This window comes from Micromonospora sp. DSM 43699, assembly GCF_055517075.1.
Window position 1 is genome coordinate 1 of the sequence record NZ_JBTMMT010000039.1, and the last position, 20,681, is coordinate 20,681.

Annotated in this window: 19 protein-coding genes; 9 read left to right on the forward strand and 10 right to left on the reverse strand. The window is 74.0% G+C overall.

The genetic code is table 11. From position 1 onward, the window contains the following. Window positions 1–469: 469 nt before the first annotated feature. The 5 genes from AC0AIB_RS19070 to AC0AIB_RS19090 form a co-directional block, all read right to left on the reverse strand. Window positions 470–1,579 carry a magnesium and cobalt transport protein CorA gene (locus tag AC0AIB_RS19070; protein ID WP_442930735.1) on the reverse strand — a complete coding sequence of 370 codons (1,110 nt, stop codon included), beginning with the start codon at window positions 1,577–1,579 and terminating at the stop codon, window positions 470–472. A gap of 77 nt (window positions 1,580–1,656) precedes the next feature. After that, window positions 1,657–2,289 carry a class F sortase gene (locus AC0AIB_RS19075; protein WP_328347173.1) on the reverse strand — a complete coding sequence of 211 codons (633 nt, stop codon included), beginning with the start codon at window positions 2,287–2,289 and terminating at the stop codon, window positions 1,657–1,659. A 155-nt stretch (window positions 2,290–2,444) separates the two neighbouring features. Next, window positions 2,445–2,933, reverse strand: a complete 489-nt coding sequence (locus tag AC0AIB_RS19080) for a hypothetical protein (protein WP_465097173.1) — start codon at window positions 2,931–2,933, stop codon at window positions 2,445–2,447. Window positions 2,934–3,257: 324 nt separating this feature from the next. After that, window positions 3,258–4,118, reverse strand: coding sequence for a class I SAM-dependent methyltransferase (locus AC0AIB_RS19085; protein WP_328347170.1), 861 nt, complete (start codon window positions 4,116–4,118; stop codon window positions 3,258–3,260). Window positions 4,119–4,329: 211 nt separating this feature from the next. After that, window positions 4,330–5,427, reverse strand: a complete 1,098-nt coding sequence (locus tag AC0AIB_RS19090; protein WP_465097174.1) for a serpin family protein — start codon at window positions 5,425–5,427, stop codon at window positions 4,330–4,332. Window positions 5,428–5,510: 83 nt separating this feature from the next. Between AC0AIB_RS19090 and AC0AIB_RS19095 the strand changes: the two genes are divergently transcribed. Continuing rightward, complete coding sequence (locus tag AC0AIB_RS19095; RefSeq protein ID WP_465097175.1) at window positions 5,511–6,701, forward strand: lycopene cyclase family protein; 1,191 nt, start codon at window positions 5,511–5,513, stop codon at window positions 6,699–6,701. A 17-nt stretch (window positions 6,702–6,718) separates the two neighbouring features. Here the strand turns inward: AC0AIB_RS19095 and AC0AIB_RS19100 are convergent, their stop codons facing one another. After that, window positions 6,719–7,825, reverse strand: coding sequence for a serine hydrolase domain-containing protein (locus AC0AIB_RS19100; RefSeq protein WP_465097176.1), 1,107 nt, complete (start codon window positions 7,823–7,825; stop codon window positions 6,719–6,721). 152 nt (window positions 7,826–7,977) lie between these two features. On the opposite strand from AC0AIB_RS19100, the gene rnhA reads away from it, so the two are divergent. Next, window positions 7,978–8,454 (forward strand): ribonuclease HI, encoded by a 477-nt coding sequence (gene rnhA / locus AC0AIB_RS19105; protein WP_328347164.1) that lies wholly within the window; start codon window positions 7,978–7,980, stop codon window positions 8,452–8,454. A gap of 54 nt (window positions 8,455–8,508) precedes the next feature. Here rnhA and AC0AIB_RS19110 read toward each other — a convergent pair whose 3' ends face one another. Further along, window positions 8,509–8,742: a hypothetical protein gene (locus tag AC0AIB_RS19110; protein WP_465097177.1), complete on the reverse strand. Its 234-nt coding sequence runs from the start codon at window positions 8,740–8,742 to the stop codon at window positions 8,509–8,511. A gap of 51 nt (window positions 8,743–8,793) precedes the next feature. Beyond that, window positions 8,794–9,672 (reverse strand): pentapeptide repeat-containing protein, encoded by an 879-nt coding sequence (locus AC0AIB_RS19115; protein ID WP_328347162.1) that lies wholly within the window; start codon window positions 9,670–9,672, stop codon window positions 8,794–8,796. Between the two features lie 268 nt (window positions 9,673–9,940). Between AC0AIB_RS19115 and AC0AIB_RS19120 the strand changes: the two genes are divergently transcribed. After that, the gene (locus AC0AIB_RS19120; protein WP_442930734.1) at window positions 9,941–11,449 is read left to right on the forward strand and encodes a flavin-containing monooxygenase; all 1,509 of its coding nucleotides are present in this window, start codon (window positions 9,941–9,943) and stop codon (window positions 11,447–11,449) included. A 90-nt stretch (window positions 11,450–11,539) separates the two neighbouring features. Next, window positions 11,540–12,454 carry an SDR family NAD(P)-dependent oxidoreductase gene (locus AC0AIB_RS19125; RefSeq protein ID WP_465097178.1) on the forward strand — a complete coding sequence of 305 codons (915 nt, stop codon included), beginning with the start codon at window positions 11,540–11,542 and terminating at the stop codon, window positions 12,452–12,454. 39 nt (window positions 12,455–12,493) lie between these two features. Here the strand turns inward: AC0AIB_RS19125 and AC0AIB_RS19130 are convergent, their stop codons facing one another. Next, the gene (locus AC0AIB_RS19130; RefSeq protein ID WP_465097179.1) at window positions 12,494–13,939 is read right to left on the reverse strand and encodes a cryptochrome/photolyase family protein; all 1,446 of its coding nucleotides are present in this window, start codon (window positions 13,937–13,939) and stop codon (window positions 12,494–12,496) included. A gap of 218 nt (window positions 13,940–14,157) precedes the next feature. Here AC0AIB_RS19130 and AC0AIB_RS19135 point away from each other — a divergent pair, with 218 nt between their 5' ends. The 5 genes from AC0AIB_RS19135 (at window position 14,158) to AC0AIB_RS19155 (ending at window position 18,962) form a co-directional block, all read left to right on the forward strand. Then, window positions 14,158–15,663, forward strand: coding sequence for an MFS transporter (locus tag AC0AIB_RS19135; protein ID WP_465097180.1), 1,506 nt, complete (start codon window positions 14,158–14,160; stop codon window positions 15,661–15,663). Window positions 15,664–15,731: 68 nt separating this feature from the next. Next, on the forward strand, window positions 15,732–16,820 hold the full coding sequence (locus AC0AIB_RS19140) for an S-(hydroxymethyl)mycothiol dehydrogenase (RefSeq protein ID WP_328347154.1): 1,089 nt from the start codon (window positions 15,732–15,734) through the stop codon (window positions 16,818–16,820). Further along, entirely contained in the window at window positions 16,817–17,446 is a 630-nt protein-coding gene (locus tag AC0AIB_RS19145) for an MBL fold metallo-hydrolase (protein WP_465097181.1), read from the forward strand. The genes AC0AIB_RS19140 and AC0AIB_RS19145 overlap by 4 nt, the downstream gene beginning before the upstream one ends. Before the next feature lie 58 nt (window positions 17,447–17,504). Further along, entirely contained in the window at window positions 17,505–17,963 is a 459-nt protein-coding gene (locus AC0AIB_RS19150) for a VOC family protein (RefSeq protein ID WP_328347150.1), read from the forward strand. Window positions 17,964–18,269: 306 nt separating this feature from the next. Next, window positions 18,270–18,962, forward strand: a complete 693-nt coding sequence (locus tag AC0AIB_RS19155; RefSeq protein ID WP_465097182.1) for a hypothetical protein — start codon at window positions 18,270–18,272, stop codon at window positions 18,960–18,962. Window positions 18,963–19,026: 64 nt separating this feature from the next. On the opposite strand, the gene AC0AIB_RS19160 is transcribed toward AC0AIB_RS19155, so the two are convergent. Further along, window positions 19,027–20,652: an alkaline phosphatase D family protein gene (locus tag AC0AIB_RS19160; RefSeq protein WP_328347148.1), complete on the reverse strand. Its 1,626-nt coding sequence runs from the start codon at window positions 20,650–20,652 to the stop codon at window positions 19,027–19,029. Window positions 20,653–20,681: the final 29 nt, after the last annotated feature.

Consider the following 20,681-nt stretch of genomic DNA (forward strand, 5'->3'; position numbering starts at 1 on the left):
GGCCTGCGGGGGTAAGGGGGGATGGCCCGGCGGTCGGGGGGACCTGCTTCGGGTGTCCGAGGGGGTGTAACCAACCCGGTGGGGACCGCATTCCGTGGTCGGGGTTCCGGGGGCCGTCTCCCGGGGGCGGGAGAGTGGCGGTGGTATGCCAGGTACAACGCCGCGGCCCCGGCGGCGATTCCGCCGTGGGGGTGGCCCCGGCCACGGGACACCGGGCCCGGAACCGGACGCGCCGGTGGTCACCACACCACCGCCCGGCGGCGGAATCGGACACCGGCGGCGGGCACCCGTCCCCAGGATCACCGCCCCAACCGGGGCCGCCTGGACGAGTGGCCGGTGGACCGCGCCGCCGTCCGCCCACGGGACGACACCGCCGCCGCCCCGACCGACCCCGTGCGGGGTCGAAACGGACATTCGGCGCGATGGGGCGGAGTCGCCCCGGCCGCAGGGTCAGAACCGGCCGGCAGGGTCAGAGCCAGCCGGAGCGGCGGAACATCCGGTGCAGGGTGAACGCCGCCGTCGCCATCAGCGCCAGCGCGGCCGGGTAGCCGTACCGCCAGGACAGTTCGGGCATCCGGGCGAAGTTCATCCCGTAGACGCCGGCCACCGCGGTCTGGGTGGCGGCGATCGCCGCCCACGCCGCGATCTTGCGCATGTCGTTGTTCTGGTCGACCGCGAGCTGGGTCAGTCGGGACTGGAGGATCGAGTTGAGCAGCTCGTCGTAGGAGGTGATCCGGTCGACGGCCCGGGTCAACCGGCCCTCCACGTCGACGTACCAGCGGCGCAGCCCCGCAGGCGGGCCGCCGTCCGGGCCGGCGATCAGGGCGCGCAGCGGCTCCTGCAGGGGCAGCACCGCCCGCTTGAACTCCACCAACTCTCGTTTGAGCTGGTAGATCTGCTGGATGTCGGCGTTGCGGTCGGGGGCGAAGACGCTCTCCTCGACCCGTTCCAGGTCCTGCTCGAGGTGGGCGGCGACCTCCAGGTAGAGGTCGACCATCCGGGCGGTCACCGCGTACGCCACCGCCCACGGGCCCTCGGCGAGCAGTGACGGGCGGCCCTGGATCTCATGGCGGACCGGCGCGAGGGCGCCGGAGGCGCCGTGCCGGACGGTGACCACGAACCGGTCGCCGAGCAGCACCATCACGTCACCGGTGTCCACCACCTCGGAGGTCGCGGTCAGCTCGCCCTGGGCGACGTAGGCGGCGGTGCGCAGCACCAGCAGGGTGACCGGGCCGTGTCGTTGCACGGTGGGCCGGTGCCCGTCGGCGAGGGCCTGTGCGACGGTCAGCTCGTCGAGGCCGAAGACCTGCCCGACGGCGGCGAGCACCGCCGCGCCCGGGTCGTGCAGACCCAACCAGACGAACGTGTTGCGGCTGCGCCGGGCCCGGGCGTACGCGTCGGCGTAGTGCGGTCGGCCGGTCTCCCGGCGGCCGTTGACATAGACCGCGCAGTCGACGACGGCATCGGGGTTGACCCGTGGGGTGCGGCCGGTGGCGGTCTCCCCGGCCTGTCGGCGCAGCCGGCCGACCAGGGTGTGGAGCCGGGGACCGAGCAGGGTCGTCAGCGCTCGCCGCTCCACCGCGTACCTCCGCCTCGCCGCCCGTCCGCCGGCCCACCGTAGTAGGCCGGCGCGACAGTGGTGCGGTCGGGCGACTGTCAGCCGACGGCGGTGGCCCGCACGACGATGTTGTCGGAGTAGTCGCGGGACCGTTCGTCGAACCGCCCTCCGCAGGTCACCAGGCGCAACGCCGGCCCCGGTCCGCCCGGACCATAGACCAACGCGGTGGGAAAACTCCGCTTCGGGTACGTACCGACCCCGTCGACTGCGAAGTTCACCGCCCGCCCGTCGGCGCGGGTGACCCGGACGGTGTCGCCGGGGCGCAACCGCCCGAGGTCGAAGAAGACCGCCGGCCCGTCCCGGGTGTCGACGTGCCCGACGACGACGGCGTTGCCCGCCTCGCCGGGGCTGACCCCGGGCCGGTACCAGCCGGCGACGGTGGGGCGGTCCAGTGGCGGCACCTCGAGGGTGCCGTTCGGGTCACCTGCCACCGGCACCAGTTCGGCGTGTACGCCGATGGTCGGGATGTCGATGCGTACCGGGGTGGAACGGGGCAGCGCCGGGATCGGGGAGCGGCTGCCGTTGCCGCCGCTGACGTCGATGCTCGGCTGGGGTGGCCCGACCGGACCGATGGTCAGGCCGGCGGCGATCAGGGCGATCCCGGCGGTACCGCTGACCGTGACCGCCGTGACGGCGGTACGGGTCCGGACCGCCCATTCGCGTACGCCCATCGCCCGTCCTCCCCGACGTCCGATGTGATCGGGTGCCCGCACCGGTCCGCACCGGCGCGGGCACCCGTCCCAGGGATGGTGTTCTCGTCGTCGGCACCGCGGTCGCCGTGCCGGTCGGGCCGGTCTCGGCCGGGTCGCCGGGTGCGGTCGCGTCCTCAGCCGACGGTGGTCACCGCTCGGCGGCGGCGACGCAGCAGCACGGTGGCGCCGAGCGCGGCTGCCCCGGCGAGCGCGCCCCCGGCGGCCAGCAGGCCGGTGTTGTCGGCGCCGCCGCCCCCACCCGCGGGTGCCGCGCCGATCGGCGTGACGGCGAAGGTGGCGCTGCCGGCGGAGCTGCCGTCTCCACAGGTGGCGGCGACGGTGTAGGTGCCCAGGGTGAAGCCGGCGGTGAAGAGTTCGGCGCTCAGTCCGCCACCTGCGGCGGCGGTGGTGGAGCGCACGTTCTGGTCCCGGTCCGGGCCGGTGACGTGAAAGAGCACGTCACCCGCTTTGGGGTTGCAGGTGGTCGCGGTGAGCACCACCGTCCCGCCGACCGGCGTGGAGGCCGGCGACACCGTGGTGTCCGCGAGTGCGGCCGTCGGGAGCAGGAGCGTGCCGAGTCCCACGCCGAGCGCCGTCGATACGAGAACCTTCTGTGCCTTCATACGCGTCTTCCCTCACTTTTCGTCCGCTGTCTGCGTGGGACGTCGTTCGGGTGGCCAACTCCGTAACTAGCACCGGTGTGCCCAACACTAGGAGGGTTGGCCCCTCGTGCCGGGCAAAATGAGAAATCTTCGTTGCCGTCACGTGTTTTCCCCCGCGCCGCAGAGCGGCGGAAATGCCGGGACAGTGCGGACACCTGACCCCGACCCACAACCCAGCCTCCTAGGATGCTCTAGCGGGTGTGACCCACCGCGCACGACTTCACCGCATCAACCCGAGGAAGTCGCCGGCCGTCTCCCACCCTTGGGGCAGGAGACGGCCGGCGGTCAGCGGCGGCGGGCCTGGAGGGTGTAGGTCTGGGGGAGTCGCCACGGGCGTTCGGTCAGCCGCCACTCGCCGTGCGCGTCGCGGACCTGCCGCCCCGGCAGCGCGTCCCAGGGGGCGCTGTCGTGTTCGCGCAGCATGGTCAGCTCCAGCCCGGCGTCGAGCAGGGCGGTGACCACCTCGCCGAGACCGTGGTTCCACTCGTGCGTGGTGTTGTGCGTGAAGGTCGCCTCGGTGCTCACGTAGGTGCCGCCCTCGTCCCAGACCACCGGCTCGGCGCGCTCGAAGTACGGGTGGTCGACCACCAGCAGGCCGTCCGGGCGGGTCTCGTCGAGGGCCCACAGCATCGGGTGTCCCTCGCGCAGGAACAGCCGCCCGCCGGGACGCAGCAGGGCGGCGATCACCCCGGCCCAGCGGCGGATGTCCGGCAGCCAGCACAGCGCGCCGATGCCGGTGTACACCAGGTCGAAACCGCTGGTGCCGAGGACGTCGGGCGCGTCGTAGACGTCGGCCTGGACGAAGTCGACGGCCGCGCCGGTGCGGTCGGCCAGCGACCGGGCCTGCGCGAGGGAAGCACCGGAGAAGTCCAGCCCGGTCATCCGCGCGCCGAGCCGGTGCAGCGACACGGTGTCGGTGCCGATGTGGCACTGCAGGTGCACGCCGCGCAGCCCGGCCACGTCACCGAGGCGGGGCAGGTCGAACCGGACCACCTCACTGAGGTGGTCCGGTTCGGCGGCGAAGCGGTCCACGGCGTAGTCCGGCGAGGCGGCGTGGGCGGCGGCCCGGTCGTCCCAGCTGGCCCGGTTGAGGGTGCGGTAGTCGGTGCCGGGCCGACTGTGGCTCGTGTCGTCATTGTCAGTCACCGGCTGACGGTGGCAGATGTCGGTGGCACGCTCAACGGCAATTCGGCGGCCGAGCGGGTGCGCCAACTCGCTCAGCTGCACGTGTGCACCGCGTGCCGGGGGTCCACCGGCAGCGGTCCGCCCGCCACGCTGGTTCCCCGATCGTCGGCGCTGGTCGTCCGGTCGCACCGAACCTACGTGTCGCCGGGGGAGCGCCGGTGGCCGGTCCGGCTCAGGCCCCCGTCGGGTCGGTCACCCAGCCGGCGATCAGCACCAGGCCGGTGGGGTGGTGCACGGCGAGGAAACCGAACGGCCGGTCGACGTCGAAGCGCACCCGCCGTCGGCGGACGGTGGCGCGGGGTGGTGCGCCACCGGCCCGCATGGCGGCGGCGGTGACGGCTGCGGCGCGGAAGCCGGTGGCGGTGAACTCGGCCCGTGCGCTCTGCCGGGCGTCGGACACCGACAGCTGAGGGCTGATGTCGGGGAAGTGGTCGCCGTCGCGTCCGGCGGTGACCAGGCCGAACAGGTCGGCGTGGTCGAGGAGGTCGTGGTCGCCGGTGACGGTGAAGCCGACGGTACGCACCAGCAGCTCGGGCCGGTCGTCGTACCCCTCGACGGTGTCCTCGGTGACGCCCGGTCCGGCGGGTGCGGGCAGGGTCGCGGGGTGGTCGAGCGCGCCGAGGGCGGCCGGGAGCACCCGGGCGGCCGGCTGCCCGGCCGGGCCGAGGGCGAGCAGCACGTCGACGTCGGCGTTCCCGGCGACGGTCAGCAGGCTGATCGGGCCGGCGGGGGTGTCGGCCACCCGCAGCGCGGCCGGGTCGCCGCCGGGCCGGTGCAGTCCGGCCAGTGGGCGGTCCTGCCACGGTCCGGTCGTCGGCTGGCAGCGGTCCGGCCGGAACGGGGTGGCCCAGTCGACCAGCACGGTCAGCGCGTTCGCCAGCACCAGCGCGGTGCCCGGCCCGACCTGGACCGGCATCCGGTCGACCAGGCCGTCGGTGCGTTCCCGTGCCCACCGGTCGAGCCGTGGCTGGTCGACCGCCGGGTCGCCGGTCAGCTCGCCCCGGGTCGAGCCGTCCAGTTCGGCGAGCCACCGCCGGCCCAGCGGCAGGCCGGCGCGGGACCAGAAGCCGGTTGCCAGCCGGGTGCCGGGGGAGTCGACGGGGGTGGCCGGGGTGGGGGCGACGGCCTGCAACTCGTCGCGGGCCGGGCCGGTCGCGAATCGGGCCAGCAGGGCGAGCAGCGGATACACCCCGGCGCCGGACAGGACGGTCTGCCGGTCGTCCAGTCGGGACGCCCAGCGGGCGGTGAGGGCGTTGGCGGACGGGCTCATGGGGCGGCACGGTACCCGGGCTGCCCCGGCAGGTGGGGTGGGGTCCGTGCCGTCGCCGGCCGGTGGTGTGACAGCGTGGCCGGGTGAACTCCCGCGTACCGGTCGATGTCGACCTGGCCGTCGTCGGTGGTGGCGGGGCCGGGTCGCTGGTCCTCGCCGCGCTGGCCCGGCAGGAGCTGCCGGGGCTGCGGGTGGCCGTGGTGGACCCGGTGCGCAAGCGCGGTCAGGATCGCACCTGGGCGTTCTGGGGTGCCCCCGGTGGTGACCTGGAGCCGATGCTCAGTGCCAGCTGGTCGCGGGTGGAGGTGACCACCCCGGCCACCGCCCGGGTGCTGGAGCTGACCCCGTTGCGGTACGCGATGCTGCGTTCCGCGCCGGTGTACGAGCGGGCCGCCGAGGCGGAGCGGCGGCTCGGTGCGATCCGGCTCGACGCGGCGGTGGGGGCGCTCGACGACGACGGCGGCTCGGCGGTGACGGTCCGGGACACCGACGGGCGGGTGGTGGTGCGGGCCGGTTGGGTGCTCGACTCGCGTCCCCGCCCGCCCCGCCGGCCCGGTCGGACGGCCTGGTTGCAGCATTTCCGGGGCTGGTGGTTGGAGTCGTCGACGCCGGTGTTCGACCCGGGGCGGGCGGTGCTGATGGACTTCCGCACCCCGCAGCCGGCCCGGGGGGTCTCGTTCGGCTACGTGTTGCCGGTCAGCGACCGGTACGCCCTGGTGGAGTACACCGAGTTCTCCCCGACGGTGCTCGACGACGCGGGGTACGACGCCGGGTTGCGCGGTTACGCGGGGTTGCTCGGGTTGGACCTGGCCGAGCTGCGGGTGCGGGAGGTGGAGGACGGGGTGATCCCGATGACCGATGCGCCGTTCGACGCCCGGCCCTCGCCCCGGGTGGTCCGGCTGGGCACCGCCGGTGGGGCGACCCGCCCGTCGACCGGGTTCACCTTCTCCGCCATGCACCGGCAGGCCGGGCAGGTCGCCGCCGCGCTCGCGGCCGGTCGGCCGCCGGTGCCCCGGCCGGCGTACCCGGGGCGGCACCGGTGGATGGACGCGGTGGCGTTGCGGGCGTGGGATTCCGGTGCGGTAGGTGGTCCGGAGTTCTTCGACCGGCTCTTCGACCGCAACCCGGCGTCGCGGGTGCTGCGTTTCCTCGATGGGGCGACGAGCCCGCTGGAGGATCTGGCGGTGATGCGGTCCAGTCCGTTGCTGCCGATGACGTCGGCGGTGGTCGGTGACGCCGCCGGCCGGTTGCGGGCCCGGTTGTCCCGTCGCTGAGCGGGTTGCCGGGCCGGTCAGGTCGTGGCGCGGACGGTGTCGCGGATCAGCGCCCGCAGGCCCTCCATCGGGTCGCCGTCGTTCGCGCCGAGCCGGTTGCGGGTCGCCGCCACGGTCAGGCCCAGTTCCGGGTACGCGTAGGCGAGGCTGCCGCCGCTGCCGGCGGTGCCGAACGATCCGTCGTCGTCGACCGCGTAGCCGAGGCCGTACGCCGTCTCCTGGCCGAACACCCATTCGACGCCCCGGACGGCCACCGCGCCGAGCTGGCGCAGCCGGTCGGCGGAGACCAGGCGTACCCCGTCGACCTCGCCGATGAGCGCGGCGTACATCCGGGCGGCGGCGCGGGCGGTGAGGGTGCCCACGGCGGGCACGTCGGCGCGCAGCACGTCCGGTCGGCTGCCGATGGCGGCGTCGGGGCGTACGGCGGGTGGGGCGACGGCGTCGAAGTGCGGCAGGTGGGTGGAGGCGAACTCCATCAGGTCGGCCAGGCCGTTGTCCTCCAGGGTGGCCAGCCGGGGCAGGTCCGCCTCGGGTACCCCGAAGAACAGCTCCCCGGGTACGCCCAGCGGGGCGGCCACGTCCTCGGCCAGCACTGTGGAGATCCGGCGGCCGGTGACCCGACGGACCACCTCGCCGACCAGCCAGCCGTACGTCCACGCGTGGTAGGCGACCTGTTCGCCGGGCGCCCAGCGGGGCACCGCGTCGGCGATCAGCGCGCACATCGCGTCCCAGTCGGTGAAGTCGGCCGGGGTGGTGTCGGCGGGCAGGGCCGGCACCCCGGCGGTGTGGGTGAGTACGTGCCGCAGTGTGACGGCGTGCTTGCCGTGCCGGGCGAACTCGGGCCAGACGTCGGCGAGGCGCAGGTCGTAGTCGAGCTGGCCCGCTTCGGCGAGGACGTGCACGACGGTGCTGGTCAGGCCCTTGCCGGTGGAGACGCTGAAGATCGGGGTGTCGGCGGTCAACGGCCGTCCGGTGGCGGTGTCGGCGGTGCCGGCGGTCTCGTCGACGATCAGGCGACCGTGCCGGTAGGCCGCCACCTGCACGCCCGCCTCCCGGCCCGAGTCGACCAGGTCGTCGATGATCCTGCGTACCCGGGCCCGCAGGCCGTCCGTGCCGTCGGTCATGGTCGCCGACTCTGCCAGAACCGGTGCCGGCTCCGCCGCCGGTTTTCGGTGCGGGTCCGTGGGTGCCGGGGCGCTGGTCCTGGTCGGTGGGCACCGGTGTGGTGGCGGGTGCCGTGTGTCCGGTGTGCATCGGTACCGGTAGGTTCGGCGGCATGGTGGACGCGGCGGCCGACAGGGTCGTGGAGATCTGGACCGACGGGGCGTGCAGCGGGAACCCGGGGCCTGGTGGGTGGGGTGTGCTGCTGCGCTACGGCGGGCACGAGCGGGAGCTGTGCGGTGGCGAGGCCACCCCGACCACCAACAACCGGATGGAGCTGACCGCCGCGATCGAGGCGTTGGAGGCGCTGACCAGGCCGGCGACCGTGCGGCTGCACACCGACAGCACGTACGTCCGTAACGGCATCACCGGGTGGTTGGCGTCGTGGAAGCGCAACGGCTGGCGTACCGCCGCGAAGCAGCCGGTGAAGAACGCCGACCTGTGGCAGCGGTTGGAGGCGGCGTGCGCCCGGCACGAGGTGAGCTGGCACTGGGTGAAGGGGCACAACGGTCATCCGGAGAACGAGCGCGCCGACGCGCTTGCCAACCGGGGGATGACCGAGGCGCGCTCGGCGGTCGGCACGCCCCGCTGAGCGCTACCGATGCCGCACTCCGGCTCCGGTGTCGTCGGTCGTTGGTGGGTCGGGTCATTCGGTGGGTGGGTTGGCCGCTTCCTCCTCGGCGGGGTCACCCGCACCGGAGACCGCGTCCACGTCGTAGCCGGCGCGGCTGGTGTCCCGGGCCGACAGGTCGGCGAAGTCGTCGCCGGTGTCCCCGCCGCCGCCCAGCGACTCGCCCGGCGGGCGCAGCGACGCCTCGTACGCCGGTACGCCGTCCGGTTCGTCGGTGTCGGCCAGGTCGGTACGTGGTTGCTCCGTCATAGCCGTCTTCGTGCCCACCAGGCTGCCCGGCAAACCCGCCGTACCGTGGGTTCAGCGGCGGGGGCGGCGACTGCGGCGGGTGGTGCCGGCGGTGCGGGTGGCGGGTGGCCGGATCGGCGTGAGGGTCAGCCCGGTCCAGTGCCCGGGGTGCCGCAGCGTCGGCGGGAGGGCGGTGCGCCGGTCGCCGCGGGCCGCCTCGAGTTGAGACTGGTGCAGGAAGAGGGTGCTCGACAGGTCCGCCCCGCGCAGGTCCGCCCCGCGCAGGTCGACGCCGGTGACGTCGGCCCGGCGCAGGTCCGCCCCGCGCAGGTCGGCGCCGACCAGGCGGGCCCCGCGCAGGTTCGCCCCGACCAGGTCCGCGCCGCGCAGGTCGGCGCCGAGCAGCATCGCGCCCCGGTGGTCGGCCCCGGCGGTGCCGGCGCGGGCGGCCTCGCTCGCGGCCGAGAGCAGCGGATTGATCCGGTCCCGGTGGGCGTCCACGTCGACCGTGGGCAGTTCCCCGGGGGTGCCGGCGGCCATGATGTCGGTGTCGTCGCGGGCGGCGCGCAGCTGGTCGCGCAGCGGGCCGGCCGGGGTGAGGGCCAGCGCTTCGGTGAGGTACCAGAGCAGTTCGTGCAGGGGCCGGGCGACGGCGAACGCGGCGAACATGCCGGCGGCGGTGGCCGGGTCGTCGCGCCAGTCCCGCCCCGGGTAGGTGACCTGGCTGACCCGCTGGCCGGCGCCGAAGCAGTCGAACACGACGCAGCCGGGGTAGCCGCGGTCGCGCAGTTCGTCGTGGATGCCGCACCGGGAGTCGGTGCGCAGGTTCGGGCAGGGGCGGCCGGCGGGTTTGTGCTGGGCGAAGTCGGCGGAGGCGGCGAAGGCCGGGGCGACGCAGCACAGCCCGACGCAGCGGGCGCAGTCGCCGCGCAGCTCGATGGTTTCCGCCATGCTGCCTGGTTTCTCCCTGCCTCGACTGTCGTGCCGGCTGATCGGACGCGCCGACGACCCGACCGGGCAGGGCCGAGCCGGGCCTGGACCATTGTCCCTCGGGCGGCACCCCTGCCGGCGGTCGGGGCGGGCACCGGTCGCCCGCCCGGAGCGGTCGGCCATGCGCACGCCTGCCGGCCCGACCTGCCGGGGCGGGTCGGGCGGGTCGGGGTGCCCGCCGGGCCGGGCCGGGAGGGCACACGGCACGCGTCCTCACCGAGGGTGGGATATGGTCCGGGTCACCGCCTCGGACCCGGGAGATGCGATGGCCGACCACGTCGACGTGCTCATCGTCGGCGCCGGGCTGTCCGGGGTCGGTGCGGCCTGTCACCTGCGGCGCGACTGCCCCGACAAGACGTACGCGGTGGTCGAGGCCCGCGACGCGATCGGTGGCACCTGGGACCTGTTCCGCTACCCGGGCATCCGCTCCGATTCGGACATGTTCACCCTCGGCTACTCGTTCGCGCCGTGGACCGACCCGAAGGCCATCGCCGACGGCGACGCCGTGCGCCGCTACGTCCGCGACACCGCCCGGCGGTACGGCGTCGAGGAGCACATCCGGTTCCGTCACCGGGTGTCGCGTGCCGAGTGGGACGGCACCACCGCCCGGTGGACGGTGCACGTCCGACGCGACGACACCGCCGAGGACGTGGTGCTGACCTGTGACTTCCTCTTCGCCTGCACGGGCTACTACCGGTACGACGCCGGGTACACCCCGGACTTCCCGGGCGTCGAGCGGTTCGCGGGGCGGGTGGTGCACCCGCAGCACTGGCCCGCCGACCTCGACCACTCCGGTCGGCGGGTGGTGGTGATCGGCAGCGGCGCCACCGCGGTGACCCTGGTGCCGGCGTTGGCGCAGCGGGCCGGGCACGTCACCATGCTCCAGCGGTCGCCCACGTACGTGATCGCGTTGCCGGCCCGCGACCGGGTGGCCGACGTGCTGCGCCGCCGGTTGCCCGCCCGGCTCGCATACCGGCTGGTACGCGGGAAGAACGTGTTGTTCGGCATGGTCAACTACCAGCTCAGCCGGCGGGCACCGAAGCTGGTGCGGTCGTTCCTGCGGCGGGCGGCCAAGGGGCGCCTGCCGGTCGGTTACGACGTGGACCGGCACTTCTCGCCCCGCTACGACCCCTGGGACCAGCGGCTCTGCGTGGCACCCGACGGGGACCTGTTCGCGGCCCTGGCGTCCGGCAGTGCCTCGGTGGTGACCGACACCGTCGACACGTTCACCCCCGACGGCGTCCGGCTCGGCTCCGGCGTCGAACTGCCCGCCGACGTGGTGGTCACCGCCACCGGGCTGCAACTGCTGGCCCTCGGCGGGATGACCCTCACCGTGGACGGGGTCGACGTCGACCTCGGCGCGACGGTGGCGTACAAGGGCATGATGCTCTCCGGGGTGCCGAACTTCGCGTTGACCATCGGTTACACCAACGCCTCCTGGACGTTGAAGGCCGACCTGGTCGCCAGCTACGTCTGCCGGTTGCTGCGTCATCTGGACGCCACCGGTCAGCAGGTCGTCACCCCGGTCGCGCCCGCCGACGGCGAGCTGTCGCCGATCATCGACCTGCGTTCCGGGTACGTGTTGCGCAGTGTGGACACGCTGCCCAGACAGGGCCCCCGGGCACCTTGGCGGCTTTATCAGAACTATCCCCGGGACGTCCTGCTGATGAAACACGGCCGGCTCGACGACGCGGGGGTGCGCTTCTCCCGGGCGACCGCCGACGCCCCGGTCGGCTGAGCCGTCCCCGACTTCCGACCGTCCCTTCACACCGCAACGATCGTCCCTTCACGCAGCAACGATCGTCCCTTCACGCAGCAAGGAGGCCGCGTGCGTAGCTTCGACTTCACCGCCGGGACCGCCGTGGTCACCGGTGCCGCCAGCGGAATCGGCGAGGCGCTCGCCCACGGGCTGGCCCGGCGCGGCAGCGACCTGGTCCTGCTCGACCGAGACGGTGACCGGCTCGACGCGGTGGCTGCCGCGATCCGTGCCGCCCACCCCGGTCGTCGGGTCGACACCCACCTGGTCGACCTGGCCGACCTGTGCACCACCGCCCGGGTGGCCGAGGAGATCCGGGCCCGGCATCCCCGGATCCGGCTGCTTGTCAACAATGCCGGGGTGGCCCTCGGTGGCCGGTTCGACCAGGTCACCATGGACGAGTTCCACTGGGTCGTCGACGTCAACTTCCGGGCGCCGGTGCAGCTCACCCACGCCCTGTTGCCGGCGTTGCGGGCCGAGCCCGGCGCGCACCTGGTCAACGTGTCCAGCCTGTTCGGGCTGATCGCCCCGGCCGGGCAGACCGCCTACGCGGCAAGCAAGTTCGCCGTCCGTGGCTTCACCGAGGCGCTGCGGCACGAGTTGACCGACGACGGCATCGGGGTGACCTCGGTGCACCCCGGCGGGGTGGCCACCCGGATCGCCCGTAACGCCCGGGTCGGCAGCGGGATGGCCCGTGAGGAGTTCGAGACCGCGCGGCGGCAGTTCGAGAAGCTGCTGTCCATCCCGCCCGCGCGGGCAGCCGAGGTGATCCTGCGTGGGGTGGAACGTCGTCGCGCCCGGGTGCTGATCGGCTGGTCGGCGAAGCTGCCCGATCTGCTGGCCCGGGTGGCGCCGGGCTCGTACGGCCTGCTGCTCGCCGCCGGGATCCGCGTCGCGGCCGGTGCGGCCCGGCATACCCCGGCCACCCGCGCCCCGGCCGCCGCCGAGCTGCCGGCCGGGGAACTGCCGGCTGGGGAGATCGCCTGACCGCACCCGGGGTGCCGGGGAATGCCCGGCCCCCCGGGATCAGGGCGGGTTGCTGCCCCGCTTCTCCTCCTGCGCCAGCACCGCCTCCCGGCGGTCCGGGTCGTCCCGGGCGGCCAGTTCGGCGGCGAGCCGGGGGTCGGCCACCAGCTTCTCCCGGTTACGGTGCAGGAACGCGGCGAACCCCCCGGTGTACGGGCAGGCGAGGTCGCCGAGTTCCCGGTCGGGCCGGTAGCGGCAGTCGGTGCAGTAGTCGCTGATCTCGTCGATGTACCGCCCGTCCACCGCGTACGGGCGGGTGTCCACCCGGGCCAGGTCGGCGTACTGACTCATGCCGATCACTGTGGTGTTCATCACCCAGTCGACGCCGTCGACGAAGCTGCGTTGGAACCAGTCGGCCAGCTCGGTCGGCCGCCAGCCGCGCTGCAACGCGTGGTTGCCGAGCACCAGCAGCCGTTGGGCGTGGTGCACCCAGGCCCGGTCCCGGACCCCGGCGAGCACGTCGGCGAGGCAGCGGGCCTCCACCGCGTCGGCGTCGAGGTCGACGAACCACTGCGGCAGGGACTCGGTCGCGGCCAACCAGCCGGTGCCCCGGTAGGGCGGCTCGACGTACCAGTAGAGCTGCCAGAGGAACTCCCGCCAGCCGAGCAGGCCCCGGACGAACGCCTCCACCGAGGCCGAGGGGGCCTCGCCGGCCCGCCAGGCCGCCTCCGCCCGGTGCAGGGCCACCGCCGGGTCGAGCAACCCGAGGTTGAACGAGGAGGAGAGCATCCCGTGCGCCAGGACCGGGTCGTCGGCGCTCATCACGTCGCCGTAGCGGCCGAACGCGGGCAACCGGTAGCGCAGGAAGTGCGCCAGCCGCTCCTCGGCCTCGGTGTGGCTGGCCGGATGCGTGCGGGGGGCGTCGCGACCGACGAACCGGACCCCGTCGCGTTCCCACCGGTCCAGGTCGGCCCGGACTCCGGCGTCGATGTCGTCCTCGACGATCGGCGGCGGGGGCGGTACGTCCAGGGTGGGTCCGCTGGTGGTGGTCGGCCGTCCGGTCGGTCCCGGGCCGGTGAGCACCCCGTGCCGGCGCTTGGCGTACCGGTAGAAGTCGACCATTCGCAGTTGCCCGCGTCGGGGCCGGTCCGCCCAGTCGGCGAAGTCGGCCAGGTCGGTGACGAAGCCGCGGGGTGGCAACATGGTCAGCCCGGGGACGGACCTGACGAAGTCGAGGGTCGCCCGGGTGCTCGGGTGGCAGACCTCGACCGGGCCGTCGACCGATGCCAGGGCCTCCCGGAACGTCCCGGTACGCAGCAGCAGCGCCCGGTCACCCAGTTCGGCGGCGCGGTGCCGTAGGGCGCTGAGGATCAGATGCGCCTTCTGCCGGTGCAGCCGCCGACGCCGGAACAGCTCGCTGACCTCGACCAGCAGCACCGGTTGCCGGTCGTCGTCGAGGAAGTGCGGCCCGAGTTGATCGGCGAGCAGCCACCGGCGGGGAGACATGGGTCGATTGTGCCCAGTCGCCCGGTCACCCCGCGTGGCGGGGTCGATCGGCGGGGTGATGATCCCCGGTGGTGGCCCGCCGGACGGGGCAGATCCGCCCACCCGCTCAGCCACTCGGGGCCCTCCGCGAGGGTCCGCCCGCAGTGGCGCGGACCACCGGCGGTGCACCCGCCGTCGCCGGTCCGCCCGCCGGGGACGCACCATTGGGGTATGACGCAGTGCGGTACGTCGATGCCGGCGGTCGTCGCGTCGACTTCCGGGTGGGCCTGCCGGCGGCGGCGAGGGTGCGGTGTCGGGGTGGGCCGGTCGCCCGGCGGGTCGGCGCGGCGGTGAACGTCCTTCCCGCATCCGGGCGTCGCCAGGCCGGTGTGGTCTGGGCAGTGGCCGTCACCGCCTACCTGGCGGCGGTGTTCCACCGCAGCTCCCTCGGGGTGACCGGAGTGGACGCCACGCACCGCTTCGGCCTCAACGCCTCCGCCCTGGCCGTGTTCTCGGTGGCCCAGCTCGCCGTGTACGCGGCCATGCAGATCCCGGTCGGGGTGCTCCTGGACCGCTACGGTTCACGTCGGTTGCTGCTGGCCGGTGGCGCGCTGATGGTCGCCGGGCAGCTCTGCTTCGCCGTCGCCACCGACGTCCGGCTCGCCGTCGCCGCCCGGGTGCTGGTGGGACTCGGCGACGCGATGACCTTCATCAGCGTGCTGCGGATCGTTGTGTACTGGTTCCCGGGCCGCCGCAATCCGCTGCTGGTGCAGCTCACCGGCACCTTCGGTCAGCTCGGTGCGATCCTCGCCGCGGTGCCGCTGGTGGCGTTGCTGCACCACGCCGGTTGGACCCCGGCGTTCCTGTTCGCCGCCGGGCTCGGGGCGACGGCGGTGCTGCTGGTGCTGGTCGCCGTCCGCGACGGCCCGCACGTCGGGCGGGACACCGTCGCCGCCCCGACCCTGTCCACCGTACGGCGGGAGCTGGTGGCCGCCTGGGCGCAGCCGGGCACCCGGCTGGGCCTGTGGTCGCACTTCGTGGCCCAGTTCTCCGGTGCGGTCTTCGCCCTGCTGTGGGGGTACCCGTTCCTGGTGCAGGGGCAGGGTCTACCGCCGACCGCCGCCGCGTCCCTGCTCACCCTGATGACCGTCGGCGCGCTGCTCGCCGGGCCGCTGGTCGCCCACCTGTGCGCCCGGCACCCGTTCCACCGGTCGGTGCTGATCTTCGCGGTGACCGGGGCCAGCGCCGGGGTGTGGGCGGTGGTGCTGGCCTGGCCCGGCCGGTCCCCGCACTGGCTGCTGGTGATCCTGGTGCTCGTGCTGGCCCTCAACGGCCCCGGCGCGGTGGTCGGGTTCGACTACGCCCGGACGTTCAATCCGGTGCACCGCATCGGCAGCGCCATCGGCATCGTCAACGTCGGCGGGTTCGTCGCCTCGATCGTGCTGGTGCTGGCGATCGGGGTGGTGCTCGACCTGACCACCCCGGCGGGTGCGAGCGCTCCACCGCTCTACGCGTTCCGTTGGGCGTTCGCCGTGCAGTACCTGCTCTGGGCGCTGGGCGCCGTTCAGGTGCTGCGTTACCGCAACGCCGCCCGCCGGCACGCCGGTCGACCCGACGGCACCGGCACCGTCCGCGTGGCGGAGCCGGGTGCGGTGGTGCGCGTACCGCCGGGGGACCGGGCCGGGGGTGGGGGCGACCGGTCGGCGGGCGGTGAGTCCGGCGGACCGGTGGGTTGGGCGGCATGATCGCGGTAGGTTCGCCCGAGGAGCGGGAACCACCCGGCCGTCGTGCCGGCAGGCAGGGAGGACACAGCGTGAGCCAGGAAGTCCGGGGCGTCATTTCACGGAGCAAGGGCGCTCCGGTCGAGGTCACCACCATCGTGGTGCCCGACCCGGGGCCCGGCGAGGCGGTGGTGCGGGTGCAGTCCTGCGGGGTCTGCCACACCGACCTGCACTATCGCGAGGGCGGCATAAACGACGACTACCCGTTCCTGCTCGGTCACGAGGCGGCCGGGGTGGTGGAGCAGGTCGGCGAGGGGGTGACCGAGGTCGCCCCCGGTGACTTCGTGGTGCTCAACTGGCGGGCGGTGTGCGGTGAGTGCCGGGCCTGCCGGCGGGGCCGCCCGTGGTACTGCTTCGACACCCACAACGCCGCCCGGAAGATGACCCTCACCGACGGCACCGAGCTGACCCCTGCCCTGGGCATCGGCTCCTTCGCGGAGAAGACGCTGGTCCACGCCGGCCAGTGCACCAAGGTCGACCCGGCGGCCCGGCCCGCCGCCGTCGGGCTGCTCGGCTGCGGGGTGATGGCGGGGCTCGGCGCGGCGATGAACACCGGGCAGGTCACCCGGGGTGACTCGGTCGCCGTCATCGGTTGCGGCGGGGTCGGTGACGCGGCGGTCGCCGGTGCCGTCCTGGCCGGGGCGACCACGATCATCGCGGTGGACACCGACGGTCGTAAGCTCGACTGGGCGCGGAAGTTCGGCGCCACCCACACCGTCGACGCCTCCGCCGAGGACGCCGTCGAGGCGATCCGGGCCGCCACCGGCGGGTTCGGTGCCGACGTGGTGATCGACGCGGTGGGCCGACCGGAGACCTGGAAGCAGGCGTTCTACGCCCGGGACCTCGCCGGCACCGTCGTCCTGGTCGGGGTGCCCACCCCGCAGATGACAGTCGACCTGCCGCTGCTGGACGTCTTCGGCCGTGGCGGCGCACTCAAGTCCAGCTGGTACGGCGACTGCCTGCCCAGCCGGGACTTCCCGCTGCTCACCCAGCTCTACCTGCAGGGCCGGCTCGACCTGGACGCCTTCGTCACCGAGGAGATCGCCCTGGACCAGGTGGAGGAGGCGTTCCGCCGGATGCACGACGGTGACGTGCTGCGTTCGGTGGTGGTGTTCCCGTGACCGCCCGGATCGACCACGCCGTCACCTCCGGCACGTTCTCCCTCGACGGGCAGACCTTCGACGTCGACAACAACGTCTGGGTCGTCGGCGACGACACCGAGTGCGTGGTGCTCGACGCCCCGCACGACGTCGCCGCGATCCGCCGGGCCGTCGGCGACCGCCGGGTGGTGGCGATCCTCGCCACCCATGCCCACGACGACCACGTCCGGGTCGCCCCCGAGCTGGCCAAGGTCACCGGTGCGCCGATCCTGCTGCACCCCGACGACCGGGTGCTGTGGGATCTGGTGCACCCCGGCCTGGCCCCCGACGGGGAACTGTCCGACGAGCAGGAGATCACCGTCGGCGACACCGTCCTGCGGGTGCTGCACACCCCCGGCCACAGCCCCGGCGCGTGCAGCTTCCACGCCCCGTCGCTGGGCGCGGTGTTCACCGGTGACACCCTGTTCGCCGGTGGTCCGGGGGCGACCGGCCGGTCGTACAGCGACTTCGCCACCATCGTCGAGTCGATCCGGACCCGGCTGCTCACCCTGCCGGCCGACACCGTGGTGCACACCGGGCACGGCGACGACACCACCGTCGGCGCGGAGGCCCCCCACCTGCAGGAGTGGCTGGCCCGCGGCCACTGACCGGCACCGGCCGGGCGGCATCCACCGTCGCCCGGCCCGGCGGGCCTAGGATCGTCCGGTGACCGACGACCACCGGCCCCCGGCCGTACGGCAGCTCCGCCTGGTGGTGGAGGCCGAGGACTACGACGTGGCGGTCGCCTTCTTCCGGGACGCCCTGGGCCTGCCGGAACAGGCCGCGTACTCCGGTGCCGGGGAGGCCCGGGTGGTGATCCTGGAGGCGGGCCGGGCCACCCTGGAGATCGCCAACCCGGCGCAGAAGCGGATGATCGACGACGTCGAGGTGGGCCGTCAGGTGGCCCCGAGGCTCCGGCTGGCGTTCGAGGTGGACGACGCCGCCGCCGTCACCGGCCGGCTCGTCGCCGCCGGGGCCACCGAGGTCGCGCCGCCCACCGTCACCCCCTGGCACTCGCTGAACGCGCGGCTCGACGCGCCGGCCGGCCTTCAGCTCACCCTCTTCCAGGAGTTGCGGGCCGTCGACGAGCGGTCCACCGCCGACGGCTTCGGCACCAACGGCTGACGCCGGCGCTGTTCCCTTCTCCCGGGGACCTGCCGGCCGGGTCCGCCCCCTGACCCCGCGCGGGCTGCCGCGCCACGTGTGCCGGGTAGCGCGCGATTCGGGTGATTTGTTCGGTATGAAACCGCAAGGGTGGCTTGCCGGTGACCCGGGCCACAGCCCGGGGCGGTGGCGGCATTTCCGGAATGACCGATACGCGCGGCGGGTTGTGTTCCCCATACGCCGGTCACCACACCCCGGCCGGCGTGGCAGTTCCCCCGAGGCCCGCTCACCCCGGAGCGCGTCGCCACGATCGAAAGGGCAACCATCGTGAAGCTGGACTTCACCCGATGGCTCCCGGCCATCGCGAAGGACCGCAGGACCGCACTGAGCATCGCCGGCGTCGCCGCCCTCGGCGGCCTGGCATTCGGCCCGGCGGCCGTGGCCGCCCCCGTCGCCACCGGGCCCCACGAGGGGGCCCGCGCCGCGATCGACCTGGCGACCGGCAAGAGCCGGCAGGGCGTCACCGTCGAGTCCGGCCTGACCACGGGCAGCCCCACCACCGAGGTGCCGGCCGGCAAGCCGAGCACCGACGACCTCATCCCGCACGGGTTGGAGGGTGCCCAGTCCCGCGTCCCGCTGGACGACGCGCAGGTCGCCAACGCCAAGGCGATCATCGCGGAGGCCAAGCGGACCGGGGTGGGGGAGCGTGGCGCGGTGATCGGCGTGGCCACCTCCTTGCAGGAGTCGAAGCTGTACAACCTGGGGCACCTCGGCGCATACAACGACTACGACTCGCAGGGCCTGTTCCAACAGCGTCCGTCGTCGGGTTGGGGCACGCCGGAACAGATCACCGACCCGGGGTACGCCTCCCGGGCGTTCTTCGACGCGCTGAAGAACGTGCCCGGCTGGGAGGACCTGCCGCTGACCACCGCCGCGCAGACCGTGCAGGTCTCGGCCTACCCGTACGCGTACGCGCAGTGGGAGCAGCAGGCGGCGGACATCGTCCAGCAGCACTGGTGACCCGCTGAGGCGACGCCGACCGGCCGGTTCCCGCCACCGGGACCGGCCGGTCGGCGTCGACGCGTCACGCCGGGGAGTCCTCCCGGCGCAGCTTCGCCGAACCGGTGCCCACCGAGAACCCGGCGGCCCAGCGGCTCGCGCTGTCGGCCCGGGTCCGGTCGAGCAGGTGGTACCAGTCCATCCGGCAGCGCTGTGGGGTCACCTCCAGCACGCCGTAGCCGTGCCCGTCCAGCTCCGTCCACTTCACGTGTGGGTTGGTCGACCGCAGCAGGGTCGCCCCGAGCAGGCTCAGCCCGTTGCCCGCCGGCAGCCCGAGGACGTCGTCGAGGTTGTCGCTGGTCACCGAGGGCACCACGAACTCGGCGGCGGCCGGGTTGGTCAACCCGGTCGACCGGGTGGTCACCTCGTTGGCCCACGAGGTGTGGATGTCGCCGGTGAGGAAGACCACGTCCCGCGTTCCGGTCGCCCGCAGGTGGTCGACCAACCGGTCACGGTCGGCGTTGTAGCCGTCCCACTGGTCGGGGTTGAGCACCGCCCCGTTCTGCGGGATGCCCAGCAGCTCGCCCAGCGGACCGAGCAGCCACGCCGGCAGCGAGCCGACGTCGACCCGGGCCATCATCACCGGGTTGCCGACCAGCTTCCACTGCGCCGTCGAGGTGGCCAGCCCGTCTTTGAGCCAGCGCAACTGGGCCTCGCCGGTGATGGTGCGGGTCGGGTCGTCCACCGCCGTGCCGGTGGCCTGCTGCGACCGGTACGACCGCAGGTCCAGCATGGACAGCTCGGCGAGCCTGCCGTAGCGCAACCGCCGGTAGATCGCCCCGTCCGCGCCGATCCGCACCGGCATCCACTCCTGGTAGGCCTGCCGGGCGGCGGCCACCCGGTCCGACCAGGTGCCCTCGGTGCCCGGGGTGTGGTTCTCCGCCCCGCCGGACCAGGCGTCGTTGGCCACCTCGTGGTCGTCCCAGGTGATCACCCAGGGCAGTGCGGCGTGCAGGGCCTGCAGGCTCGGGTCGGTCTTGTAGAGCCCGTGCCGGATCCGGTAGTCGGCCAGGGTCAGCGTCTCGTGCGTCGGCGCGACCGGGCGGACCACCGTGCCGCCGGCGTCGAACTCGCCGGTGCCGTACTCGTAGAGGTAGTCGCCGAGGTGCACGACCAGGTTGAGGTCGCCCCGGTCGGCCAGCCGCCGGTAGGCGGCGAAGTGCCCGGCCTCCCAGTTCGCGCAGGACACCACGCCCAACCGCAGCCGGTCGATCGCCGCGTCGACCGGAGGGGCGGTCATCGTCCGGCCGGTCGGCGACCACCCGTCGCCGTGGCCGAACCGGTACCAGTACGTCGTCGCCGGGGCCAGCCCGGTCACCACCACCTTGACGGTGTGGTCGTGGGCCGGGCCGGTCGGCGTCACGCCCTGGGTGGCCACCGTGGTGAAGTCGGGGTCGGTGGCGACCTGCCAGCGGACGTCGACGTCCGGGCCGAGCCCGGAGCCGGGCACCGCCTCCGGCACGGGGGTGACCCGGGTCCAGAGCAGGATGCCGTCCGGCAGCGGGTCGCCCGAGGCGACCCCGTGTCGGAACGCGCCTGCCGCCGCGTGGGCGGGACCGCTCGCGGCCAGGGTGGAGCCGGCGAGTACGGCGGTGCCGGCGGACGCACCGGCGAGGCGCAGCAGGGTACGACGGTCGAGGGTGTTCGTCATGGTCTATGTGTCTACCGGTTGCCGCGCTC